Source organism: Neisseria zalophi (assembly GCF_008807015.1).
In the GTDB taxonomy this organism is placed as follows: Bacteria; Pseudomonadota; Gammaproteobacteria; order Burkholderiales; family Neisseriaceae; genus Neisseria; species Neisseria zalophi.
This window is the reverse complement of sequence record NZ_CP031700.1, coordinates 2,379,662-2,397,443: the sequence shown is the minus strand read 5'-3', so window position 1 is coordinate 2,397,443 and position 17,782 is coordinate 2,379,662. Positions and strand designations below refer to the sequence as shown.

The 17,782-nt window shown below is 45.8% G+C and carries 20 protein-coding genes; 10 read left to right on the top strand and 10 right to left on the bottom strand.

Annotated elements, in window-relative coordinates; all coding sequences use genetic code 11:
• Positions 1-229: 229 nt before the first annotated feature.
• The 3 genes from D0T92_RS11195 (at position 230) to mutM (ending at position 4,578) form a co-directional block, all read left to right on the top strand.
• Positions 230-2,092: an acyltransferase family protein gene (locus D0T92_RS11195; protein ID WP_151052891.1), complete on the top strand. Its 1,863-nt coding sequence runs from the start codon at positions 230-232 to the stop codon at positions 2,090-2,092.
• A 219-nt stretch (positions 2,093-2,311) separates the two neighbouring features.
• A complete protein-coding gene (gene tyrS, locus D0T92_RS11190) occupies positions 2,312-3,610 on the top strand; it encodes a tyrosine--tRNA ligase (RefSeq protein WP_151052890.1) in 1,299 nt (432 codons plus the stop codon).
• Between the two features lie 140 nt (positions 3,611-3,750).
• Positions 3,751-4,578: a bifunctional DNA-formamidopyrimidine glycosylase/DNA-(apurinic or apyrimidinic site) lyase gene (gene mutM, locus D0T92_RS11185; protein WP_151052889.1), complete on the top strand. Its 828-nt coding sequence runs from the start codon at positions 3,751-3,753 to the stop codon at positions 4,576-4,578.
• Between the two features lie 186 nt (positions 4,579-4,764).
• On the opposite strand, the gene dut is transcribed toward mutM, so the two are convergent.
• Complete coding sequence (gene dut, locus D0T92_RS11180) at positions 4,765-5,217, bottom strand: dUTP diphosphatase (RefSeq protein WP_151052888.1); 453 nt, start codon at positions 5,215-5,217, stop codon at positions 4,765-4,767.
• A 152-nt stretch (positions 5,218-5,369) separates the two neighbouring features.
• On the opposite strand from dut, the gene D0T92_RS11175 reads away from it, so the two are divergent.
• Both D0T92_RS11175 and D0T92_RS11170 read left to right on the top strand, forming a co-directional pair.
• Positions 5,370-6,263 carry a DMT family transporter gene (locus D0T92_RS11175; RefSeq protein ID WP_151053074.1) on the top strand — a complete coding sequence of 298 codons (894 nt, stop codon included), beginning with the start codon at positions 5,370-5,372 and terminating at the stop codon, positions 6,261-6,263.
• A gap of 19 nt (positions 6,264-6,282) precedes the next feature.
• The gene (locus D0T92_RS11170) at positions 6,283-6,642 is read left to right on the top strand and encodes a SpoIIAA family protein (RefSeq protein WP_151052887.1); all 360 of its coding nucleotides are present in this window, start codon (positions 6,283-6,285) and stop codon (positions 6,640-6,642) included.
• Between the two features lie 91 nt (positions 6,643-6,733).
• Here the strand turns inward: D0T92_RS11170 and D0T92_RS11165 are convergent, their stop codons facing one another.
• From D0T92_RS11165 to D0T92_RS11150, 4 genes are all read right to left on the bottom strand, one after another.
• Positions 6,734-7,171 (bottom strand): ExbD/TolR family protein, encoded by a 438-nt coding sequence (locus tag D0T92_RS11165; RefSeq protein ID WP_151052886.1) that lies wholly within the window; start codon positions 7,169-7,171, stop codon positions 6,734-6,736.
• A 3-nt stretch (positions 7,172-7,174) separates the two neighbouring features.
• Entirely contained in the window at positions 7,175-7,834 is a 660-nt protein-coding gene (locus D0T92_RS11160; RefSeq protein WP_151052885.1) for a MotA/TolQ/ExbB proton channel family protein, read from the bottom strand.
• Positions 7,835-7,971: 137 nt separating this feature from the next.
• Positions 7,972-8,943 carry an energy transducer TonB gene (locus D0T92_RS11155; RefSeq protein ID WP_151052884.1) on the bottom strand — a complete coding sequence of 324 codons (972 nt, stop codon included), beginning with the start codon at positions 8,941-8,943 and terminating at the stop codon, positions 7,972-7,974.
• A gap of 341 nt (positions 8,944-9,284) precedes the next feature.
• Positions 9,285-9,731: an Rrf2 family transcriptional regulator gene (locus D0T92_RS11150; RefSeq protein WP_151052883.1), complete on the bottom strand. Its 447-nt coding sequence runs from the start codon at positions 9,729-9,731 to the stop codon at positions 9,285-9,287.
• Positions 9,732-9,807: 76 nt separating this feature from the next.
• On the opposite strand from D0T92_RS11150, the gene D0T92_RS11145 reads away from it, so the two are divergent.
• The 5 genes from D0T92_RS11145 to grxD all read left to right on the top strand — a co-directional run bounded on the left by D0T92_RS11145 (position 9,808) and on the right by grxD (position 13,974).
• Positions 9,808-10,173, top strand: a complete 366-nt coding sequence (locus D0T92_RS11145) for a hemerythrin domain-containing protein (RefSeq protein ID WP_151052882.1) — start codon at positions 9,808-9,810, stop codon at positions 10,171-10,173.
• Between the two features lie 165 nt (positions 10,174-10,338).
• Complete coding sequence (locus D0T92_RS11140) at positions 10,339-11,493, top strand: NnrS family protein (protein ID WP_151052881.1); 1,155 nt, start codon at positions 10,339-10,341, stop codon at positions 11,491-11,493.
• A 132-nt stretch (positions 11,494-11,625) separates the two neighbouring features.
• A complete protein-coding gene (gene argC, locus D0T92_RS11135; RefSeq protein WP_151053073.1) occupies positions 11,626-12,669 on the top strand; it encodes an N-acetyl-gamma-glutamyl-phosphate reductase in 1,044 nt (347 codons plus the stop codon).
• Between the two features lie 26 nt (positions 12,670-12,695).
• Entirely contained in the window at positions 12,696-13,610 is a 915-nt protein-coding gene (locus tag D0T92_RS11130) for a DMT family transporter (RefSeq protein WP_151052880.1), read from the top strand.
• A 52-nt stretch (positions 13,611-13,662) separates the two neighbouring features.
• Positions 13,663-13,974, top strand: coding sequence for a Grx4 family monothiol glutaredoxin (gene grxD, locus D0T92_RS11125; RefSeq protein WP_151052879.1), 312 nt, complete (start codon positions 13,663-13,665; stop codon positions 13,972-13,974).
• A 38-nt stretch (positions 13,975-14,012) separates the two neighbouring features.
• Here the strand turns inward: grxD and D0T92_RS11120 are convergent, their stop codons facing one another.
• The 5 genes from D0T92_RS11120 to rfbC all read right to left on the bottom strand — a co-directional run bounded on the left by D0T92_RS11120 (position 14,013) and on the right by rfbC (position 17,764).
• On the bottom strand, positions 14,013-14,723 hold the full coding sequence (locus D0T92_RS11120) for a M48 family metallopeptidase (protein ID WP_151052878.1): 711 nt from the start codon (positions 14,721-14,723) through the stop codon (positions 14,013-14,015).
• Between the two features lie 2 nt (positions 14,724-14,725).
• Positions 14,726-15,463 (bottom strand): lysophospholipid acyltransferase family protein, encoded by a 738-nt coding sequence (locus tag D0T92_RS11115; RefSeq protein ID WP_151052877.1) that lies wholly within the window; start codon positions 15,461-15,463, stop codon positions 14,726-14,728.
• A 25-nt stretch (positions 15,464-15,488) separates the two neighbouring features.
• Positions 15,489-16,067 carry a D-glycero-beta-D-manno-heptose 1,7-bisphosphate 7-phosphatase gene (gene gmhB, locus D0T92_RS11110; protein WP_151052876.1) on the bottom strand — a complete coding sequence of 193 codons (579 nt, stop codon included), beginning with the start codon at positions 16,065-16,067 and terminating at the stop codon, positions 15,489-15,491.
• Positions 16,068-16,077: 10 nt separating this feature from the next.
• Positions 16,078-17,145: a glycosyltransferase family 4 protein gene (locus D0T92_RS11105; RefSeq protein ID WP_151053072.1), complete on the bottom strand. Its 1,068-nt coding sequence runs from the start codon at positions 17,143-17,145 to the stop codon at positions 16,078-16,080.
• A gap of 76 nt (positions 17,146-17,221) precedes the next feature.
• Positions 17,222-17,764 carry a dTDP-4-dehydrorhamnose 3,5-epimerase gene (rfbC, locus tag D0T92_RS11100; protein WP_151053071.1) on the bottom strand — a complete coding sequence of 181 codons (543 nt, stop codon included), beginning with the start codon at positions 17,762-17,764 and terminating at the stop codon, positions 17,222-17,224.
• Positions 17,765-17,782: the final 18 nt, after the last annotated feature.

The following is a 17,782-nucleotide window of genomic DNA, read 5'->3' as shown; positions in this document are numbered from 1 at the left end:
GTTTTTGCAAAGGTCTCGGCCTTTGTTTTATCAATAAGATTGAATTTATATCGGTATTTACTGTTATGAAAAAGAATATTTTTAATTTTGATAATTAATAAAAATGAGTTTATTAATTTTTAAATTAATCAATTGGGTATATTTTTTTTATAAAAATTTTAGCCTTTTATAAAACTTCATAGTCATTATTCAATCCAAATTTCGTTATTTATTTCGATTATTTATCATAATGAGTAAATCCCTACAATATCGTTCTGATATCGATACTTTGCGTGCTATTGCCGTATTATCTGTAATAATTTTCCACTTTAATAAAAATTGGTTGTCAGGCGGTTTTTTAGGTGTTGATATTTTTTTTGTGATTTCCGGTTTTTTGATTACCTTAATCATGCATCGTGAAATGAGTGCGGGTACGTTTACGTTTCACAAATTCTACACACGCAGAATAAAACGTATTTTGCCAGTTTTTTTTGTGGTGTTGCTAAGTGTTGTGGTGGCTTCTGCTTTTCTGTTTCCTCCCGATGATTATTATTTATTGGGAAAAATGACGCTGGCTTCTATTTTATTTTCAGCTAATCTTTATCAAGCACTTGGGCAAGGGTATTTTGATCCTGTGCAAGAAGAAAAGCCTTTATTGCATATTTGGTCTTTATCGGTTGAAGAGCAATATTATTTTCTGTTTCCTTTATTTTTATTGTTGTTGGTTCGTAGGGCATGGCGTACTCAATTTATTTTCTTATCGCTTGCTATTATCTTGAGCCTCGCAGCCTCTTTTTTGCCCTCGCACGGTTTGGATAAATATTATCTACCCCATTTAAGGGCTTTTGAAATGATTTTAGGATCGCTTACCGCTGTCTATTTTAGCTATGCCCATGAGCGGGGTTATGTCCCAGGCAACCGTTATGCCGGTTTCATCAGCTTGATTGCTATTTTGGTTTTGATGGGTTGTTTTATATTTTATACACCCGAAACCCCTTTTTTTCCGGGTGTTGCTGGTTTAATACCCTGTGCGGCAACCGCTTTGCTTCTTTATTTTAATCAATTTGATCATCGGTTTAAGCGCTATTTTTCTTATCAGCCAGTTATTTATATCGGCCTTATTTCTTATTCATTATATTTGTGGCATTGGCCTGTTTTGGTTTTTGCACGCCACTTGAGTGAAAACAAACATATTCCCAATCATTGGATTGCGGCATTGGGAGTATTAATGTTGGTATTGTCTTTTCTTACTTACCGGTGGGTAGAGCAGCCATTTCGTAAAAACAAGCTTTCTTTATGGAAAAATGTCTTATTCTTTTATGCTGTTCCGGCAGCATTGGTGCTCACGGTCTTTTCACAGCTTAATCAAAGCTGGCTGATGCGGCAATATTATCAGGAAGGGCTGACCCGTTCACATACTTCATGCCATAATCATTTTAATAAAAAATGTGTATGGGGTGATTCGGCACAAAAGCCGAAAGTATTGATGCTGGGTGATTCTCATGCCGATCATTACAAAACATTTATTGATTATATCGGTAAGCAAGAAGGGTGGTCTGCTACTTTGATTACGGCGGATACCTGTGCTTATGTTGATAATTATGATTCTGAAGTTTATCGCAGCAGTCAATCGTGCCGTTTGCAAAACCAGTATGGGCGCGAACATAGCCAAGAATATCCGATTATTATGCTGGCGATGAGATGGGGATCACAAATTCCTGTTGCTCCTTTAAGTCAGGCATATGATTATGATTTTTTTAATAAATTAGAAAATACTTTGCAGCAGTGGTCTGATAAAGAAGCAGTATATTTATTTACTGACACACCGACTATTCAATATCCGGGGCTGGAAAGTTATATCCGCCGGGTTCGGTTGGGTTTGGAACCCATCCGGTTACGGGTAAACGATGCGACATATCAGGCGGGAAACAGCAAAATAAAAGAAATAGCGGCACGGTATGATAATGTCTATATTGTTGATACTATGGCTGTGTTACCAAAAGATTTTATTTACGATAATAAACCGATATATTCTGATCTCGACCATCTCAATCCTTATGGTGGTAAAGTGTTGGCGCAGCTTTACACAGCCAAGCAGCCTTTATTAAAATAGCTGCCCCAACCGCATTTGTTTTATAGAAAAGTATAATGTATAAACATTTGAACCGGCTGGTATGGCCGGTTTAAATATTTTGAAATCAATCTATTGCCGTATCTGATTTATTTTGGATACACAAATATAAATAGTTTTGATACATTACCCTACATTTTCAGCATGATTTAAATACCTGTCGAGCCGCTTAAAAGGCCGACAAAATACAACGGACATTCAATGAAATCAGTCATTCAAGATCTACAATCCCGCGGGCTTATTGCGCAAACAACCGATGCCGAAGCCTTAGATACCTTACTCAACGAACAGAAAATCTCTCTCTATTGCGGTTTCGACCCCACTGCCGACAGTTTGCATATCGGCCATCTGTTGCCGGTGCTGGCATTGCGCCGTTTTCAGCAGGCAGGGCATACGCCTGTGGCTTTGGTGGGCGGTGCCACGGGCATGATTGGCGACCCGAGTTTTAAAGCGGTGGAACGCAGCCTGAATACGGCGGAAACCGTTGCCGGCTGGGTGGAAAAAATCCGTAATCAATTGAAGCCTTTTTTAAGTTTCGAAGGCGAAAATGCCGCTATTATGGCGAATAACTATGATTGGTTCGGCGGCATGAACTGCTTGGATTTTTTGCGCGACATCGGTAAACATTTTTCAGTGAACGCGATGTTAAACAAAGAATCGGTCAAACAGCGTATCGAGCGCGATGATGTCGGCATTTCGTTTACCGAATTTGCCTATGCTTTATTACAAGGCTATGACTTTGCCGAGTTGAATAACCGCCACGGTACGGTTTTGCAAATCGGCGGTTCCGACCAATGGGGCAATATTACCGGCGGTATCGATTTATGCCGCCGTCTGAATAAGGTAACGGCTTACGGCCTGACTTTGCCATTGGTGACCAAAGCGGACGGCACTAAGTTTGGCAAAACCGAAGGCGGAGCGGTTTGGCTGAGTGCAGAGAAAACATCGCCTTATCAGTTTTATCAGTTCTGGCTGAAAGTGGCCGATGCCGATGTGTATAAGTTTATGAAATACTTCACCTTCCTGAGCGTGGAAGACATTGATGCCATCGAGGCGAAAGACAAAGCCAGCGGCACCAAACCGGAGGCGCAGCGTATTCTTGCCGAAGAAATGACCCGCCTGATTCACGGTGAAGCGGCATTGGAAGCGGCGCAACGGATTTCGGAAAACCTGTTTGCCGAAGACCAAAGCAGCCTAACCGAAGCCGATTTCGGCCAGTTGGCGTTAGACGGCCTGCCGGCTTTTGAAGTGTCGGGCAATCCGAATGTGGTGGAAACATTGGTGCGTGCGGGTTTGGCCGCATCAAATAAAGAAGCCCGTGGTTTTCTCAATAGCGGGGCGGTTATGTTAAACGGCAAAGCAGCGGTTAAAAACAATGCGGATCATGCCCCTGAAAAACCGGATGATGCTTATTTGATTACCGATGATTTCAAACGTTTTGGTAAATACACCATTATCCGCCGCGGTAAACGCAATCATGCTTTATTGGTTTGGCAATAAGGTTTGAGCTTGGTATGAATCACAAGCCGTCTGAAAGATTCAGACGGCTTGTTTGTTGATAAAAGCCTGATAGTTATTGGGTTTGGTATCCGGCTTTGTTATACAATAAACGCTGTTTGTCTGTTTATCGAAAGCCCGTTATGCCCGAATTGCCCGAAGTTGAAACGACCCTGCGCGGTATCAGCCCGCATATAGAGGGGAAAACCGTGGCGGAAGTGGTTGTCCGCCAGCCTAAATTGCGCTTTCCCGTGCCGTCGGATTTGGCGGAAACCTTGCAGGGGGAGCGGGTTTTAAACTGTACCCGCCGTGCCAAATATCTGTTGATTCATTTTAAAACGGGCGTGTTGCTGATTCATCTGGGTATGTCGGGCAGCTTGCGTGTTTTTCATCCGGAACATCCTAAAGCCGCCCATCCGGATAAACATGATCATGCGGATATTATGTTTGAAGACGGCACCTTATTGCGCTATCACGACCCGCGCCGTTTCGGCATGATATTGTGGTTTGCGGGTGCGGCGGAACATCATCCGCTATTGGCTTCGCTCGGGCCGGAACCGCTGGAAGCCGAGTTTAATGCCGATTATTTATACGATAAGCTGCATAAGCAAAAACGGGCGATTAAAACGGCGTTAATGGACAATGCGGTGGTGGTCGGCGTGGGTAATATTTATGCCAATGAAAGTCTGTTTCAAGCGGGTATTTCCCCCAAACGGCCTGCCAATCAGATTACCCGCCAAGAATGCGCCGAATTGGTGGAAATTATACGGTCGGTTTTAAAGCGTGCCATTGCCGCAGGGGGCAGTACCTTGCGCGATTTTGTCGATAGCGAGGGCAACAGCGGTTATTTCCAACAGGAATACACGGTTTACGGCAGGCATAACCAACCTTGTGTGAAGTGCGGCAGCCTGATTCAGAAAGAAACCATTGGCCAGCGCGGGACGTTTTATTGTGCGCATTGTCAGAAATAATTTCAGACGGCCTCCGGTGTGAATGAATAGAACTAAAGTTTTCAATGGTATGGTTTTGTGAATGGATAGTTTAAAGGTGTGTTTAATAAAACAAGGCCGTCTGAAACCTTTTCAGACGGCCTATCTATTTCAGACGGCCTATCTATTTCAGACGGCTTAATCACATGCCAATATGAATTAGATAAATTAAGCCTTGCCGGTGCTGCCGAATCCGCCTTCACCGCGTTCGCTGGCAGCAAATTCATCGACCACTTTAAAGGCCGCCTGAATCACGGGCACAATCACCATTTGCGCAATCCGTTCCAATGGTTGGATGGTAAACGCTTCTTGGCTACGGTTCCATACCGATACTTTCAGTTCGCCCTGATAATCCGAATCGATTAAGCCGACCAGATTGCCTAATACGATGCCGTGTTTATGTCCTAGGCCTGAGCGTGGCAGTAAAACGGCGGCATAGGCGGGGTTGTCCAAGTGGATGGCCAAACCGGTTGGTACTAAAAAGGTTTCGCCGGGTTGCAAGACTACGGCTTCGTCGATACAGGCGCGTAAATCCAAGCCGGCCGAGCCGGGTGTGGCGTAGGCGGGCAGTTGGTCGGCCATTTTGGGGTTGAGAATTTTGAGTTCTACTTCTGTTTGCATGAGGTTTCCGTATGTTGGTTTGCAAAGCCTCGATTATAGTGAATAAACGGAGCGGCAGATATATTCTGTTCGGCTTTGGTTGCCTTTTATGTACAGTTTTTGCCGACCTAAGTATGATGGCACTTATTTTTGTTTGATATCCGTATTTAATGATGAATGTTCAAGAGACTCGTGATCCGCTTGGTTCGGGTTGGATGGTTATTGCCGCCGTTTGTTTTACGATAATGAATTTTGGGATTAAAGCCGCTTCGGTAAAGTTCGGCTTCAGTTCGAGCGAGCTGGTGTTTTGGCGTATGGGTTTTTCGGCTGTTTTTCTCGGCGCAATGGCTAAGATGCAGGGGAAAACGTTTCGAACGCCTTATTGGAAAGCCCATTTAAGCCGCAGCGTTTCGGGCACACTCGGCATGTTTTGTATTTTTTATGCCATTATGCATTTGCCGTTGGCAACCGGTGTCACACTCGGCTATACCTCTTCTATTTTTCTGGCCATATTGTCTTTTGTGGTATTAAGGGAAAAAATATCTTTATATACGTTTGCGGTTTTGATATTGGGCTTTATCGGCGTGGTTTTATTATTGAATCCGTCTTTTCAAGGCGGGCAGGAGTGGGCGGCATTGGTCGGGCTGTGCGGCGGATTATTGGCCGGTTGGGCTTATTTGCAGGTACGCGAACTTTCCCTGCTCGGCGAACCGGGCTGGCGGGTCGTTTTTTATCTATCGCTGGTGGGCATGGCTTTAGCGGGAATATGGACGACGATTAGCGGATGGCATTCGCTTACTTGGGAGACGTTGCCTTATCTGATCGGTATCGGTGCCTCGGCATTGGTGGCGCAATTGTGCATGACTTATGCCTATAAAGTAGGGCAGAAATTTACGGTGGCTTCACTTTCTTATTTAACGGTGGTTTTTTCATCGCTTGGTGGGGTATGGCTTTTTGGTGATAAAATCAGCTGGCAGGAAGTGTTGGGAATGGGTATTATTGTAATAAGTGGTATTTTAAGCAGCTTACCGCCGGCTTGGCTGAATAAGCTCAAATTTTTCAAATAACAATAATGAGGAGTACATAATGATTTCTATCCGTGAGCAGGCTTATGGTTTGAATGTGGCTTTGTATAATGAATTTACGGTGGAAGATTTCTATGAATTCGAAAATGCCGCTTTGGAATGTACGCAAAAAATCCACCGCCCCGATATGTTGCTTGATTTAAGCATGTTGAAAGATTTTACGATTGATATGGCGGTTGAACAGTTGAAATTCATGCGTGAACATGAAAATGACTTTGGTCGGATTGCCATTGTGGTAGATGATGTATGGATTAAACTGGGTACACGCTTATCCAGTCTGATTACCCAACAACACCCAAAATATTTTGATGACGCGGCTTCTGCACAGGAATGGTTGCAGGCTACACATTCCGAATCATGATAAGATTTAATTGAATATGCACAAATCAAAGAGGCCGTCTGAAAATATTTCAGACGGCCTCTCTGGTTAAGGGCGAATATTTACCAAGTGATTAGTTGCCTTCTGCTCGGGTTTCCGTTACAAAACCGATTTTGCTAACGCCAGCCTCACGGGCAGCTTGCAGAGCTTGGGCGACAAAATCGTATTCAACGGCTTTATCGGCGGCAATCGCCACAATCAGATCTTCATTTTCTGCTTTAGCCTGCTTGAGCTCGGCGGTAACCTCTTCCAAGCTTTTTTCGGTGGTGGATTCCGCACCAATCATATAAGCACCTTCTGCCGAGATGGTTAGGCGCAGGGGGTCTTTAGGCTGTATGGTTTCCGGAGCATCTTCCGAAGCTGTCGGCAGTTGTAAAGGAATAGAGTGTGTCAATACCGGCATGGTAATCATAAATACAATCAGCAATACCAGCATCACATCAACCAACGGAGTCACGTTGATGTCGGCCATCGGTGCATCTTCACCGGAGTTCATTGATCCGAATGCCATTTTTTAGTCCTTATTGTTCAGTAGTTGGACATGGAAGTCGTGTGCGAAAGCATCCATATCTTGGGCAAGGGTTTTATTGCCGCGTACAAGGAAGTTGTAGGCTAATACGGCGGGAATCGCCACAAACAAACCGGCAGCGGTAGCCACCAAAGCTTCACCAATCGGGCCGGCAACGGCAGCAATACTCATTTGTCCGCTTTGGCTGATATTGATCAGGGCGTGGTAAATCCCCCAAACCGTACCGAACAGCCCGATAAACGGTGCGGTGGCACCGATAGAGGCCAATGCGGTCAAACCGCCGTCGAAACGACGCAAGATTTGGCTCATGCTGTTGCGGATTTGGCGAACCAGGTATTCATTAAGCGGTACTGCGGCAGCAATTTGAGTATCTTTGTGTTTATTGTAGTTTTGATGAGCGCGAACAGCTTCCAGCGTTAAGGCACTCATTGGTGCGTCAACACTTTTGGCTTTTTGTACGGCTTCTTCCAGTGTTTTGGCATTCCAGATTAAAGGTTTGACAGTACGGTTACCGCTTTTTGCTTGCGACAGTCGGATAGCACGGATAATGATGACGGTCCATGTGACAATGCTCATTAATACCAGCAATACAAAAACGCTGATTAATACATAATCACCAGATTGAAAAACGAGTCCTAAGTTCATAATAATTTCCAGAGAGTTAAATAATGAAATACGGTTTATACGTTGTGTTCTAAATAAATTACTTACAGTTCAAGCCAGTTATTCAGACGGCCGGTTTAATAGGGCGGCCGTCTGAAACGAAACGGTTAAAGATAAGATTAGTCACTTAATGAAAATTGTACGGATACACTAAATTCCGTCCAACCGTTTGGCTTGAATCTGCCTGATTGGGCTGCTCTTTGGGCTGCTCTATCCAAACGCACATGGCCGCTGCTTTTAGCTATTCTGACATTAGCCACTTTGCCATCAGGAGAAACCAATACAGCTAATCGAACAGTACCTTCTTCTTCCATTTCGCGGGATAAGGGCGGATAAGGGGGGCGGGGTATATTGCCGCTGGCTTTGTTTGGATTGCCGCGGCTGCTGCCTGCTCCATTACCTGATCCGCTACCGCCTCCTATGCTGCTACCGTGTCCAGCACCGGTTTTGCTGCCGCTACCTTCACCGCTGCCAAGTCCTCGGCCTGTCCCCGTTCCGTTGGTGCCGCTACCTCTACCTTGTGTTTCTGAGCGGCCTAATCCGTTACCTGTGCCGTTGGGTGATGTAACCTGATTGCCTGCTGGTTTATCGGATGTAGCGGCTGTTTGGGTTGCCGGTTTTTCCGCGGCTTGTTCGGCAGGTTTAGGATCCGGCTTGGGTTCAGGCTTTGGTTCGGGTTTAGGTTCAGGTTTTGGCTCTGGCTTAGGCTGAGGTTCAGGCTTCGGCTCCGGTTTTGGCTTGGGTTCGGGCTTCGGCTGACGTATATCAGCCTGTGCTTTTTTTGTAATCACAGGCTTCAGTTCGGCTTTAGGTTTGACTACCGGTTTCGGTTTGGGCTGAGGCTTGGGTTGAGCCTTTGGCTTGGGTGGTTCGGGTTGCGGCGGAGCAGGAGGGGTTTCTTCGGGTGCAGGCGAACCGGCACCTTCCGGAGTGCCATCACCACCACCGAAATCTCCTAAATCGATAAACTCTATATGTTCCATACCGATTTGTGCCGGTTGCCTTATCTGCCATGCTAGGGCGATAACACCCATGTGTAGAAAGGTAACCAGCACAAGCGCGGTTGGGGGGAGAATGCGTTCATTTTTCATAATCAATTATGGTAATAGCAATTATTATTGTTTGCAACGTTTTTTTAAACTTTTATGTGTTAAAAAAGCATGTTTTTACATTATGTTATGTTTTGAAAGAGTATTTATAAGTTATTAAAATAATTTACTATTTTAAGGTTTATAGTAGGATTTTTTGAGAAATAGGGTTGAGCATACCTATATTCATACAGCTTAATTATGTAATGTTATAACAATTGGTTTGGGATAGACAATAGTGGCGTATGAGAAAGGAAATAGATAATTTGGGTATCGTTCAATGAATTTATAAGTTGGTAGGCTTATTTTTATTTAAAAATAAAGTTTTATGATTTATGAGTGGTTTATGTTTCCAGCGGCGTATGTATTTTAGAAAAATAAAGCAGATTATATGTGGGTTTATTTAACAGGTCGGCCAAGGTGAAACCGTCGAGATAATTGAGGAAAGCTTTGATGCCGCCGCCTAATATACCGGCAAGACGGCAGTTGGGGGTAATCAGACATTCATTGTTCGGCCCCATGCATTCGACCAGTTGCATGGGTTCCAAATGCCGCACGACGGCGCCGATATTGATTTCTTCCGGCGGGCGGGCAAGCTTTAGGCCGCCGCCTTTGCCGCGTATGCTGTCAAGAAAACCGCCTTTAACCAAAGCGGTAACCACTTTCATGAGATGGCTTTTGGAAATAGCGTAGGTATCGGCGATGGTGCTGATATTGACTAATGCGTCATCATTGATGGCGGTGTAAATCAAAACGCGTAATCCGTAATCCGTGTGTTGTGTCAGGTACATATAAGCTTATTTGACTTCATCTGTATATAAGTTTCATAATATATGAAACTTATAAAATAATCCAGCGGATACAACTTTGAAACCTTTAAAACGCCATCCTTATTTGGTTCAACTTTCCCGTGAGCATCATCATGCACTGGTATTGTGTTTGAGGATTTTACGTGAACCCCATATCAGCCATCAGGCCGAAATAGAAGCGCAGGTGCCGGAATTATTAGCGCATTTTTTATCTGAGGAGCGGCAATTTGCACCGTATTGGCCTCAAATTGATGCTGTATTAAAAAACCGTTTTGAAACGGATCATGCTTTATTAAGAAAGATGATAGCAGAGCCCGAATATAGTAATGCCGATTGGAATACCGAATTTGCGCAGACATTGCGGGCGCATGCCCGTTTTGAAGAACGGGAATTATTTCCGGCAATCGAGCCTTTTTTGAATTAGGCAATGGCTTTTCAGACGGCCTAAACGGTGTCATCTATAAGAATAATGTTATAGCGGCTTAAAATAATTGGTATTCCACACGGTTGTTGCGGGGGGGATATAAATATTTAAAACAGGCTGACCGTATAGTGATCATCAGACAATAGATAATAAGGAACCTTGACCATGAACGCTTTATTTTCTCATCCGGTATGGGCGATGGCTTTCCGCCCGTTTTATATGTTTGCGGCACTTTTCGGGATGTTCTCGGTGCTGTTGTGGGGGTTTGGTTATCTGGGTACGGCAGATATGCCCGGTTTTTATTGGCATGCCCATGAAATGATTTGGGGCTATTCCGGTGCGGTTGTGGTGGGATTCTTATTAACGGCGGTGGCCACTTGGACCAAACAGCCGCCGACCCGTGGCGCCGCTTTGTTCGGATTAGCCGCTTGCTGGCTGGTGGCGCGGATTGCATTGTATTTCCCACACGGCACGGCAGTTAGCGGGGTATTCGGTACTTTATTTTTCTGGTATGCGGCGGTGTGTATGGCGTTGCCGGTTATCCGCAGCCGCAATTCGCGTAATTATATTGCCGTGGTGGCGCTGTTTGTTTTCGGGCTGACGCATGCGGTTTTTCATCTTTATTTACAGCCTTTTCAGGCAGAGGCGTTGCTGAACGGCTTATTGTCGGGGTTGATTATGATGGCGGGCTTTATCGGTTTGGTGGGGATGAGGATTATGCCGTTTTTTACCTCTAAACGACTGGGTATCCCGCAAGTGCAAACGCCGATGTGGGTGGCTTTATCCGCTTTGGTGTTGCCGATGCTGGCGGCGGTTTTGATGTTGTTTCAAACCGCATTACCGTTGGCGGCATTGTTTGCGTTGGCGGCAGGGGTGATTAATTTTGTACAGGTGTTCCGTTGGTGGCATAAAGCGGTATGGCGCGAGCCGATGCTGTGGGTTTTGTTTGCCGGCTATCTGTTTACGGCTTTGGGCTTGGCTACCGTCGGCGTGGCACAATGGAAGCCAGCTTATCTGAGCTTGGGGGTACATTTTATCGGTGTCGGCGGTATCGGCTTGCTCACGGTCGGCATGATGGCGCGTACGGCGTTGGGGCATACCGGCCATTCGATTTATCCTGCGCCTAAACCGATGCCGCTGGCGTTTTGGCTGATGATTGCTGCGACTGTGGTGCGCACTTTGGCGGTGTTTGTCGGGGGAACGGCTTATACGCACAGTATTCGTTTGTCGGCGGTTTTATTTGCCTTGTCTTTATTGTTGTATGCCTGCCGCTATATCCCGTGGTTGGTGGTGCCGCGTGCCGATGGCAAACCGGGCTAGGCATTCTGAATATTAATAAGTTAAAGATAACAGGCCGTCTGAAAGATTGTTGCTTTTCAGACGGCCTTTTTGCACTTAAACTAAGGGCTTGGCTACATTACATAATGATATTTATATTCTTGAGGAGTGATGATGACAAACCCTATCAAAGTCGGCATTGTCGGTGCAACAGGTTATACCGGTGTCGAATTGTTGCGCTTATTGGCGGCGCATCCTAATGTTGACGTAACCGCCGTCACCAGCCGTGGCGAAGCGGGCGTAGCCGTAGCGGATTATTTCCCCAGTCTGCGCGGTGTATATGATTTGGTTTTCCAAAAGCCGGAAGATGCCGCTTTGGATCAATGTGACGTGGTCTTTTTTGCCACCCCGCATGCGGTGGCGATGAAAGACGTGCCGGCCTTATTGGAAAAAGGCGTACGGGTGATCGACTTATCCGCCGACTACCGCTTGAAAGATATCCCGACTTGGGAAAAATGGTATGGCACAACCCATACCAGCCCGAAAGCAGTTGCCGATGCGGTATATGGCTTGTGTGAAATGAATCACGATGCCATTAAAGAAGCACGCTTGGTAGCGGTGCCCGGCTGCTATCCGACCTGTGTTTCCCTGCCGTTGCTGCCTTTATTAAAAGAAGGCCGTCTGAAAGAAAATTATCCGCTGATTGCCGATTGTAAATCAGGGGTTTCAGGGGCGGGGCGCAAGGGCAATATCGGCAGCTTGTTTTGCGAAGCGGGCGATAATTTTAAAGCATACGGGGTGGGCGGCCACCGCCATTTGCCGGAAATCAGACAAACCATCAACGGCTTGCAAAGCAATATTGCCGACAGCTTTATTTTCGTTCCCCATTTAACGCCGATGATACGCGGCATGCACGCTACCATTTATCTGCATTTGAAACCCGATACCGATCCGCACGATATTCTGAGCCGTTTTTATAAAAACAGCCCGTTTGTCGATGTGATGCCGTCGGGCAGTGCGCCCGAAACGCGCAGTGTACGCGGTGCGAACCTTTGCCGTATCAGTGTGCAGCGCGCGCCGGAGCAAGATGTTTGGATTGTGCTGTCGGTGATTGATAATCTGGTGAAAGGTGCGGCAGGGCAGGCGGTTCAAAATATGAATATTATGTTTGGTTTTGACGAGCAGGCCGGGTTGGGTTGCGTACCGTTGCTGCCATAGTGGGTTGATAGAAGGAATGAAATGGAATGACGGCACAAACTTCTGTTTTTAAAAATCTGCCGTTATTGGTGATACCGCCCCTGTTGTGGGCGGGTAATGTCATTGCGGCACGAGGGTTGCGCGGTGATTTCCCGCCGTTGACTTTATCGTTTGGGCGTTGGCTGATTTCGCTGATGATTTTATTGCCGTTTGTGTGGAAAATTATCCGCCACGATAAGGCGCTCTACCGAAAACATGCCGTCCGGGTGGTAGGCACCGCGCTCACCGGCATCATGGCTTTCAATACCTTGGTTTATATCGGCGCGCAAACCACTTCGGGCACCAATATCTTGTTGCTCAATTCATGTTCACCAATATTGATTATGCTGATTGGCGCATTGTTTTACGGCCAAACCTTAAACCGTTTTCAGGTAAGCGGTTTATTGCTGTCGTTGGTTGGTGTGGTCACTATTATTGTGCAGGGTAATTTTGGCAATATTTTAGACTTACATCCGAATAACGGTGATTTATGGATGTTTTTGGCGGTGGTGTGTTGGGCGTTTTATACTTTGTGGATGCGTGATATGCCATTGGAAATCAACCGTTTTGGCTTAATGGCGGTGCAGATGATATTGGCTTTGCCGATATTGCTGATATTTGCTTTATGGGAATTGTTGGGTGGCAGTTCGATTGTGTGGAATACGAATACCGTTATCGGGTTGGCTTATGTGGGCATTTTCCCTTCTTTGGTGGCATATTGCTGCTATACCGCGTTAATTGTTCGCGTGGGAGCGTTGCGTGCAGGGCTGACTATCTATCTGATTCCTGTTTTCGGCGTGTTGGCCGCGGTCACATTATTAAACGAGAAATTTTATTTTTATCACTTAATCGGTATTGCAACCATCTTCGGTGGCATTATATTAAGTAATAAAAAGAGCAGTAAGATACCGTCGGCCGGTTAAAACACGTATAATAGCGGCTGATTTTTTCTTTTTATTCAGGAAGTCGATTGATATGAGCATTCAAGAACAAATTAAAGAAGTGGTGAACACACACCGTGTCGTATTGTTTATGAAAGGCACCAAACAGTTTCCGCAGTGCGGTTTCTCATCTCGTGCAGTACAGCTTTTGCAAGCTGCCGGTTGCAATGATTTTGTGACCGTTAATGTGTTGGAAAACGAAGCAGTCCGCCAAGGCATTAAAGAATACAGCAACTGGCCGACCATTCCGCAATTGTATGTGAACGGTGAATTCTTAGGCGGTTCCGATATTATGATGGAAATGTATGAAGCCGGTGAATTGGAAGAAGCTTTGAAACAAGCCTAAGTTTAAATGGCTTTAAAGCTCAAGCCGTCTGAAAGTTTTCAGACGGCTTGATTGTTTGTGTCATCTAATAAAAATAATTCATGGCCATATTGTTTCAACCATTGTTTGGCCTGATTGGTATGCGGGGTATGGCGGTTTACCATCGCCCAAAATGGCTTACTGTGGTTGGGGTGGGGTATATGGCACAATTCATGAATGCAAATATAATCAATCACAAAATCAGGTGCTCCGATTAATCGCCAATTCAGGCGTATGCCGGTTTGGCTGCGGCATACACCCCAAAAGGTTTTAGCATTACTCAACGCCATAGCGGCCGGTATAAGCGATAAATTTTCGGCATGGTGGTGTAGGCGTGTTAGCAGAATTTCGGCGGCGCGTTCGATCAGATAATGCCTGAGTTGTATTTTTTGTTGCGACCAAGGCATATCGGGTAATAGGATATTGGGCGGAGTATGCGTGATATCGGGTAGTTTGTGAATATGCAGACTGTGGTATTCGCCAAGATAGCGGATGTGCTCGGGCATATTCTCAAGCGTAGTACCAACTGTTGGCGCACGACTGAGGATTTTACGGATGATGGCCTCATTTTTCGCCAACCATGATTGCAGTTGTTTGTGGTTGATATACGGCGGAATATTAAGGTGGATACTGTTTGCCGAAAGCGGGCGTAAGATAATATTTTTCTTAGCACTGCGTTTCAGATCGATAAAGATATTCAGGCCGTCTGAAAGGGTATGGGTAAGGCGCATGGTTAGTTGTTGGTACGGTGGGCTGCGAAAGGGCCGGTGCCTTCAATCTGTCTTTGTTGGCTTTCAATCCAGTTTTCACATTCTGACATCATATTGTCAGCAGTGCCGCTATCGTAGGCAACAGGCTTGCCGATTACCATGGTGACTTCACCCGGATATTTCAGAAAGGCGTTGCGCGGCCAAAATTCGCCACTATTGAGGGCGACCGGAACCAAATCCATTTTAAACATTTTGGCCATTCGGGCGGCACCGAGTTTGTATCGGCCGCGTTGTCCGGGAGGCAGGCGTGTGCCTTCGGGGAAAATCGCAATCCAGAAACCTTCTTTTTTACGTGCTAAACCTTGTTCGATCAATTGGCGGTTGGCTTGAGCGGTATTTTTTCGATCAATACCGATGGTTTTGGCAATTTTCAAGCCCCAGCCGAAAAACGGCAGCTTGAATAATTCTTTTTTGGCAACATAAACATGCAGAGGAAATACTTCTTGCAATGCCAGTGTTTCCCAACCGGATTGGTGTTTGCTACAAATAATTGACGGTTGTGTCGGAATGTTTTCACGCCCGATAACGCGGTATTTCAGACCGATAACATTTTTAAGCAGCCACATTAAAATCAAAGCCCATGCCCGTCCGACACGGTTGGCACCTTTGGGTATTAGGGCGGCGGGCAGAATCAGCAGAAACATCGGCGGGGTGATAATGACTAAAACCAGCCAGTAAATCAGGTTGCGGATATAAAGCATGGGAAGTCTTTCTTAAATCAGGGTTTCAGACGGCTTCTGTTTCATCGGCAGCCTGTTGTGTTTCTTGGTGCATCAGGTATTGGGAGAAATCAAGCAAGTCATTAAAAATTTGTGTATTTTCAGGTAGCTCGTCGCTATGTTGTGCTAAGGTTTTTTTACCTTTCCCTGTTAACACCAATGCGGGCTTGCCACCTACTGCGGCAATGGCTTGTAAATCGCGTAAACTATCGCCCACCAGCCATGTTGCAGCAGCATCAGCCTTAAAACGGTCTAAAATATCGATAACCATGCCGGGTTTGGGTTTGCGGCAGTCGCAATGGTCATCGGCCATATGCGGGCAAAACCAAATGCCTTCTATCCGGCCGCCGGCCTGTAAAACCAAACGGTGCATTTTATTGTGCATTTCGGTTAAATCCTGCATGGTAAACAGTTTACGGCCGATACCCGATTGATTGGTGGCAACGGCAACGGTATAACCGGCTTCGGTGAGAAAGGCAATGGCATCCATGCTGCCGTTTAGCGGTACCCACTCATCAACGGATTTTACAAAATCGTCACGGTCTTGGTTAATAACGCCGTCGCGGTCGAGAATAATCAGTTTCATCTTATGCCTTTCAGACGGCCTCAAGCATGGCTTGAAGCGCTCCAAAATGTTCGTGCAACGAAGGGTTGTAGGTTAAGGCTTCGGCAGGGTTAGCCAGCTTGTGCTTGCCACTTTCTTTCAGTGCGACTGCTTTTTGTATGGCATCGGCCAAAGTTTCGGGGTTGGCACGCGAGAAAAAGAAGCCGGCCTGATCGTTCATCACTTCGGTGCACCCTATATTGTCTGCTAATACAACACGGGTACCACTCAAAATGGATTCTACACCGACTAAGCCGAATGGTTCGTATAGCGAGGCCATAATCGTGTAGTCGGCAGCGCGGTAAAGTTCGGGCATGTTTTTACAGAAACCGAGTTCGATAATGTTTTTCATTGGCCGGGGCAGTGGTGAGCCGGCTACGGCAAGCTTCACCGGCAGATCGGTTTGTGTGAAAAAATCGGCCAACATATCGAAACCTTTGCGCTTATGCCCGGTAGAGGGAAACAGAAAAACGGTTTCGTGATCTTTGAATCCGTATCGTGAGCGAATGGCGGCAATTTCTTCCGGCGAAGCAGGTGAGAAACGTTCGGTATCGGCGGGCGGGTAAACCACACGGATTTTTTCAGACGGCACACCATAAAACTCGGTTAATTCGCGTGCCATCAGTGCCGAATGCGCCATAATGGATTTGGCAGTACGGTAATTAGTACGGTTACGGTGGATAGTGAGCTTGTCGAGCAATTTGTTAATAAGGTTTGGTTCCCGGCATATATTGTGAACATGGCCTAAATGAGTACCGCCGCAGATAAAAATATCGGCATGATCACTGGGGTTGCAGGAAATAAGTTGCTCGTTTGCCTGCCGGTATTTTTGAAGCTGGTGTGTAAAGAAAAATGGCCGTAACTTTTTCGGAGTGTGTTTCTGATTAATCAATTGCGGATCAATTTGAGCGTATTCCGGCAGCGTGGTATCGAATTTTGTTGCATAAACATGGATATGGCGGTTTGGGGAGGAGAAAGCCCGTATAAGGTCAAAGGTATAGCTCTCCATGCCGCCGCCGCGGCTGAAACGATTAATGCTGATGGCAATATTTTGGGTCATGAGTATTGTGTTTTGTAAGTTTTCAGACGGCTCGGCAGTAGAAAAAGAGGCCGTCTGAAAAATAAGTTGTTTTGAGTTAATCAAATAAAACGGCTTCTGCTAAGGTTTTACCGGCAGCATCTTTTGTTTGCAACCGTGGAGGGCTTTTTAGCGGCCAATGGATACCGATGGTTTCATCGTTCCATAATAGCGTATGTTCGGATTGTGGATTGTAGTAGTCGGTGCATTTATAAACAAGTTCTGCACCGTCACTCAATACATAAAATCCATGGGCGAACCCTTCCGGAATCCAAAGCTGGTATTTGTTTTTAGCGGAAAGCTCCCAGCCTACCCAATGGCCGAAAGTGGGTGAGCTGCGGCGTAAATCCACGGCGACATCAAAAACACAGCCGAAAACCACACGAACCAGCTTGCCTTGTGTATTCTCAGTTTGATAATGCAGGCCGCGTAAAACATGGGCAGCGGATTGGGAATGGTTTTCCTGTACAAAAGTTCGGTCGCAAATATGGCTTCTAAACCATTCGTTTCGGAAGGTTTCCATAAAAAAACCACGCTCATCGCTAAGAACCTTCGGTTCAAGTATTTTGACATCGGCAATATTGGTATGGATGATATTCATCATAATATATTTTTGTAG

What these genes read in the sequence shown, in the direction of transcription:
- D0T92_RS11195 (WP_151052891.1), top strand. Translation starts at nt 230, where the DNA reads ATGAGTAAATCCCTACAATATCGTTCTGATATCGATACTTTGCGTGCT.
- tyrS (WP_151052890.1), top strand. Translation starts at nt 2,312, where the DNA reads ATGAAATCAGTCATTCAAGATCTACAATCCCGCGGGCTTATTGCGCAA.
- mutM (WP_151052889.1), top strand. Translation starts at nt 3,751, where the DNA reads ATGCCCGAATTGCCCGAAGTTGAAACGACCCTGCGCGGTATCAGCCCG.
- dut (WP_151052888.1), bottom strand. Translation starts at nt 5,217, where the DNA reads ATGCAAACAGAAGTAGAACTCAAAATTCTCAACCCCAAAATGGCCGAC.
- D0T92_RS11175 (WP_151053074.1), top strand. Translation starts at nt 5,370, where the DNA reads ATGAATGTTCAAGAGACTCGTGATCCGCTTGGTTCGGGTTGGATGGTT.
- D0T92_RS11170 (WP_151052887.1), top strand. Translation starts at nt 6,283, where the DNA reads ATGATTTCTATCCGTGAGCAGGCTTATGGTTTGAATGTGGCTTTGTAT.
- D0T92_RS11165 (WP_151052886.1), bottom strand. Translation starts at nt 7,171, where the DNA reads ATGGCATTCGGATCAATGAACTCCGGTGAAGATGCACCGATGGCCGAC.
- D0T92_RS11160 (WP_151052885.1), bottom strand. Translation starts at nt 7,834, where the DNA reads ATGAACTTAGGACTCGTTTTTCAATCTGGTGATTATGTATTAATCAGC.
- D0T92_RS11155 (WP_151052884.1), bottom strand. Translation starts at nt 8,943, where the DNA reads ATGAAAAATGAACGCATTCTCCCCCCAACCGCGCTTGTGCTGGTTACC.
- D0T92_RS11150 (WP_151052883.1), bottom strand. Translation starts at nt 9,731, where the DNA reads ATGTACCTGACACAACACACGGATTACGGATTACGCGTTTTGATTTAC.
- D0T92_RS11140 (WP_151052881.1), top strand. Translation starts at nt 10,339, where the DNA reads ATGAACGCTTTATTTTCTCATCCGGTATGGGCGATGGCTTTCCGCCCG.
- argC (WP_151053073.1), top strand. Translation starts at nt 11,626, where the DNA reads ATGACAAACCCTATCAAAGTCGGCATTGTCGGTGCAACAGGTTATACC.
- D0T92_RS11130 (WP_151052880.1), top strand. Translation starts at nt 12,696, where the DNA reads ATGACGGCACAAACTTCTGTTTTTAAAAATCTGCCGTTATTGGTGATA.
- grxD (WP_151052879.1), top strand. Translation starts at nt 13,663, where the DNA reads ATGAGCATTCAAGAACAAATTAAAGAAGTGGTGAACACACACCGTGTC.
- D0T92_RS11120 (WP_151052878.1), bottom strand. Translation starts at nt 14,723, where the DNA reads ATGCGCCTTACCCATACCCTTTCAGACGGCCTGAATATCTTTATCGAT.
- D0T92_RS11115 (WP_151052877.1), bottom strand. Translation starts at nt 15,463, where the DNA reads ATGCTTTATATCCGCAACCTGATTTACTGGCTGGTTTTAGTCATTATC.
- gmhB (WP_151052876.1), bottom strand. Translation starts at nt 16,067, where the DNA reads ATGAAACTGATTATTCTCGACCGCGACGGCGTTATTAACCAAGACCGT.
- D0T92_RS11105 (WP_151053072.1), bottom strand. Translation starts at nt 17,145, where the DNA reads ATGACCCAAAATATTGCCATCAGCATTAATCGTTTCAGCCGCGGCGGC.
- rfbC (WP_151053071.1), bottom strand. Translation starts at nt 17,764, where the DNA reads ATGAATATCATCCATACCAATATTGCCGATGTCAAAATACTTGAACCG.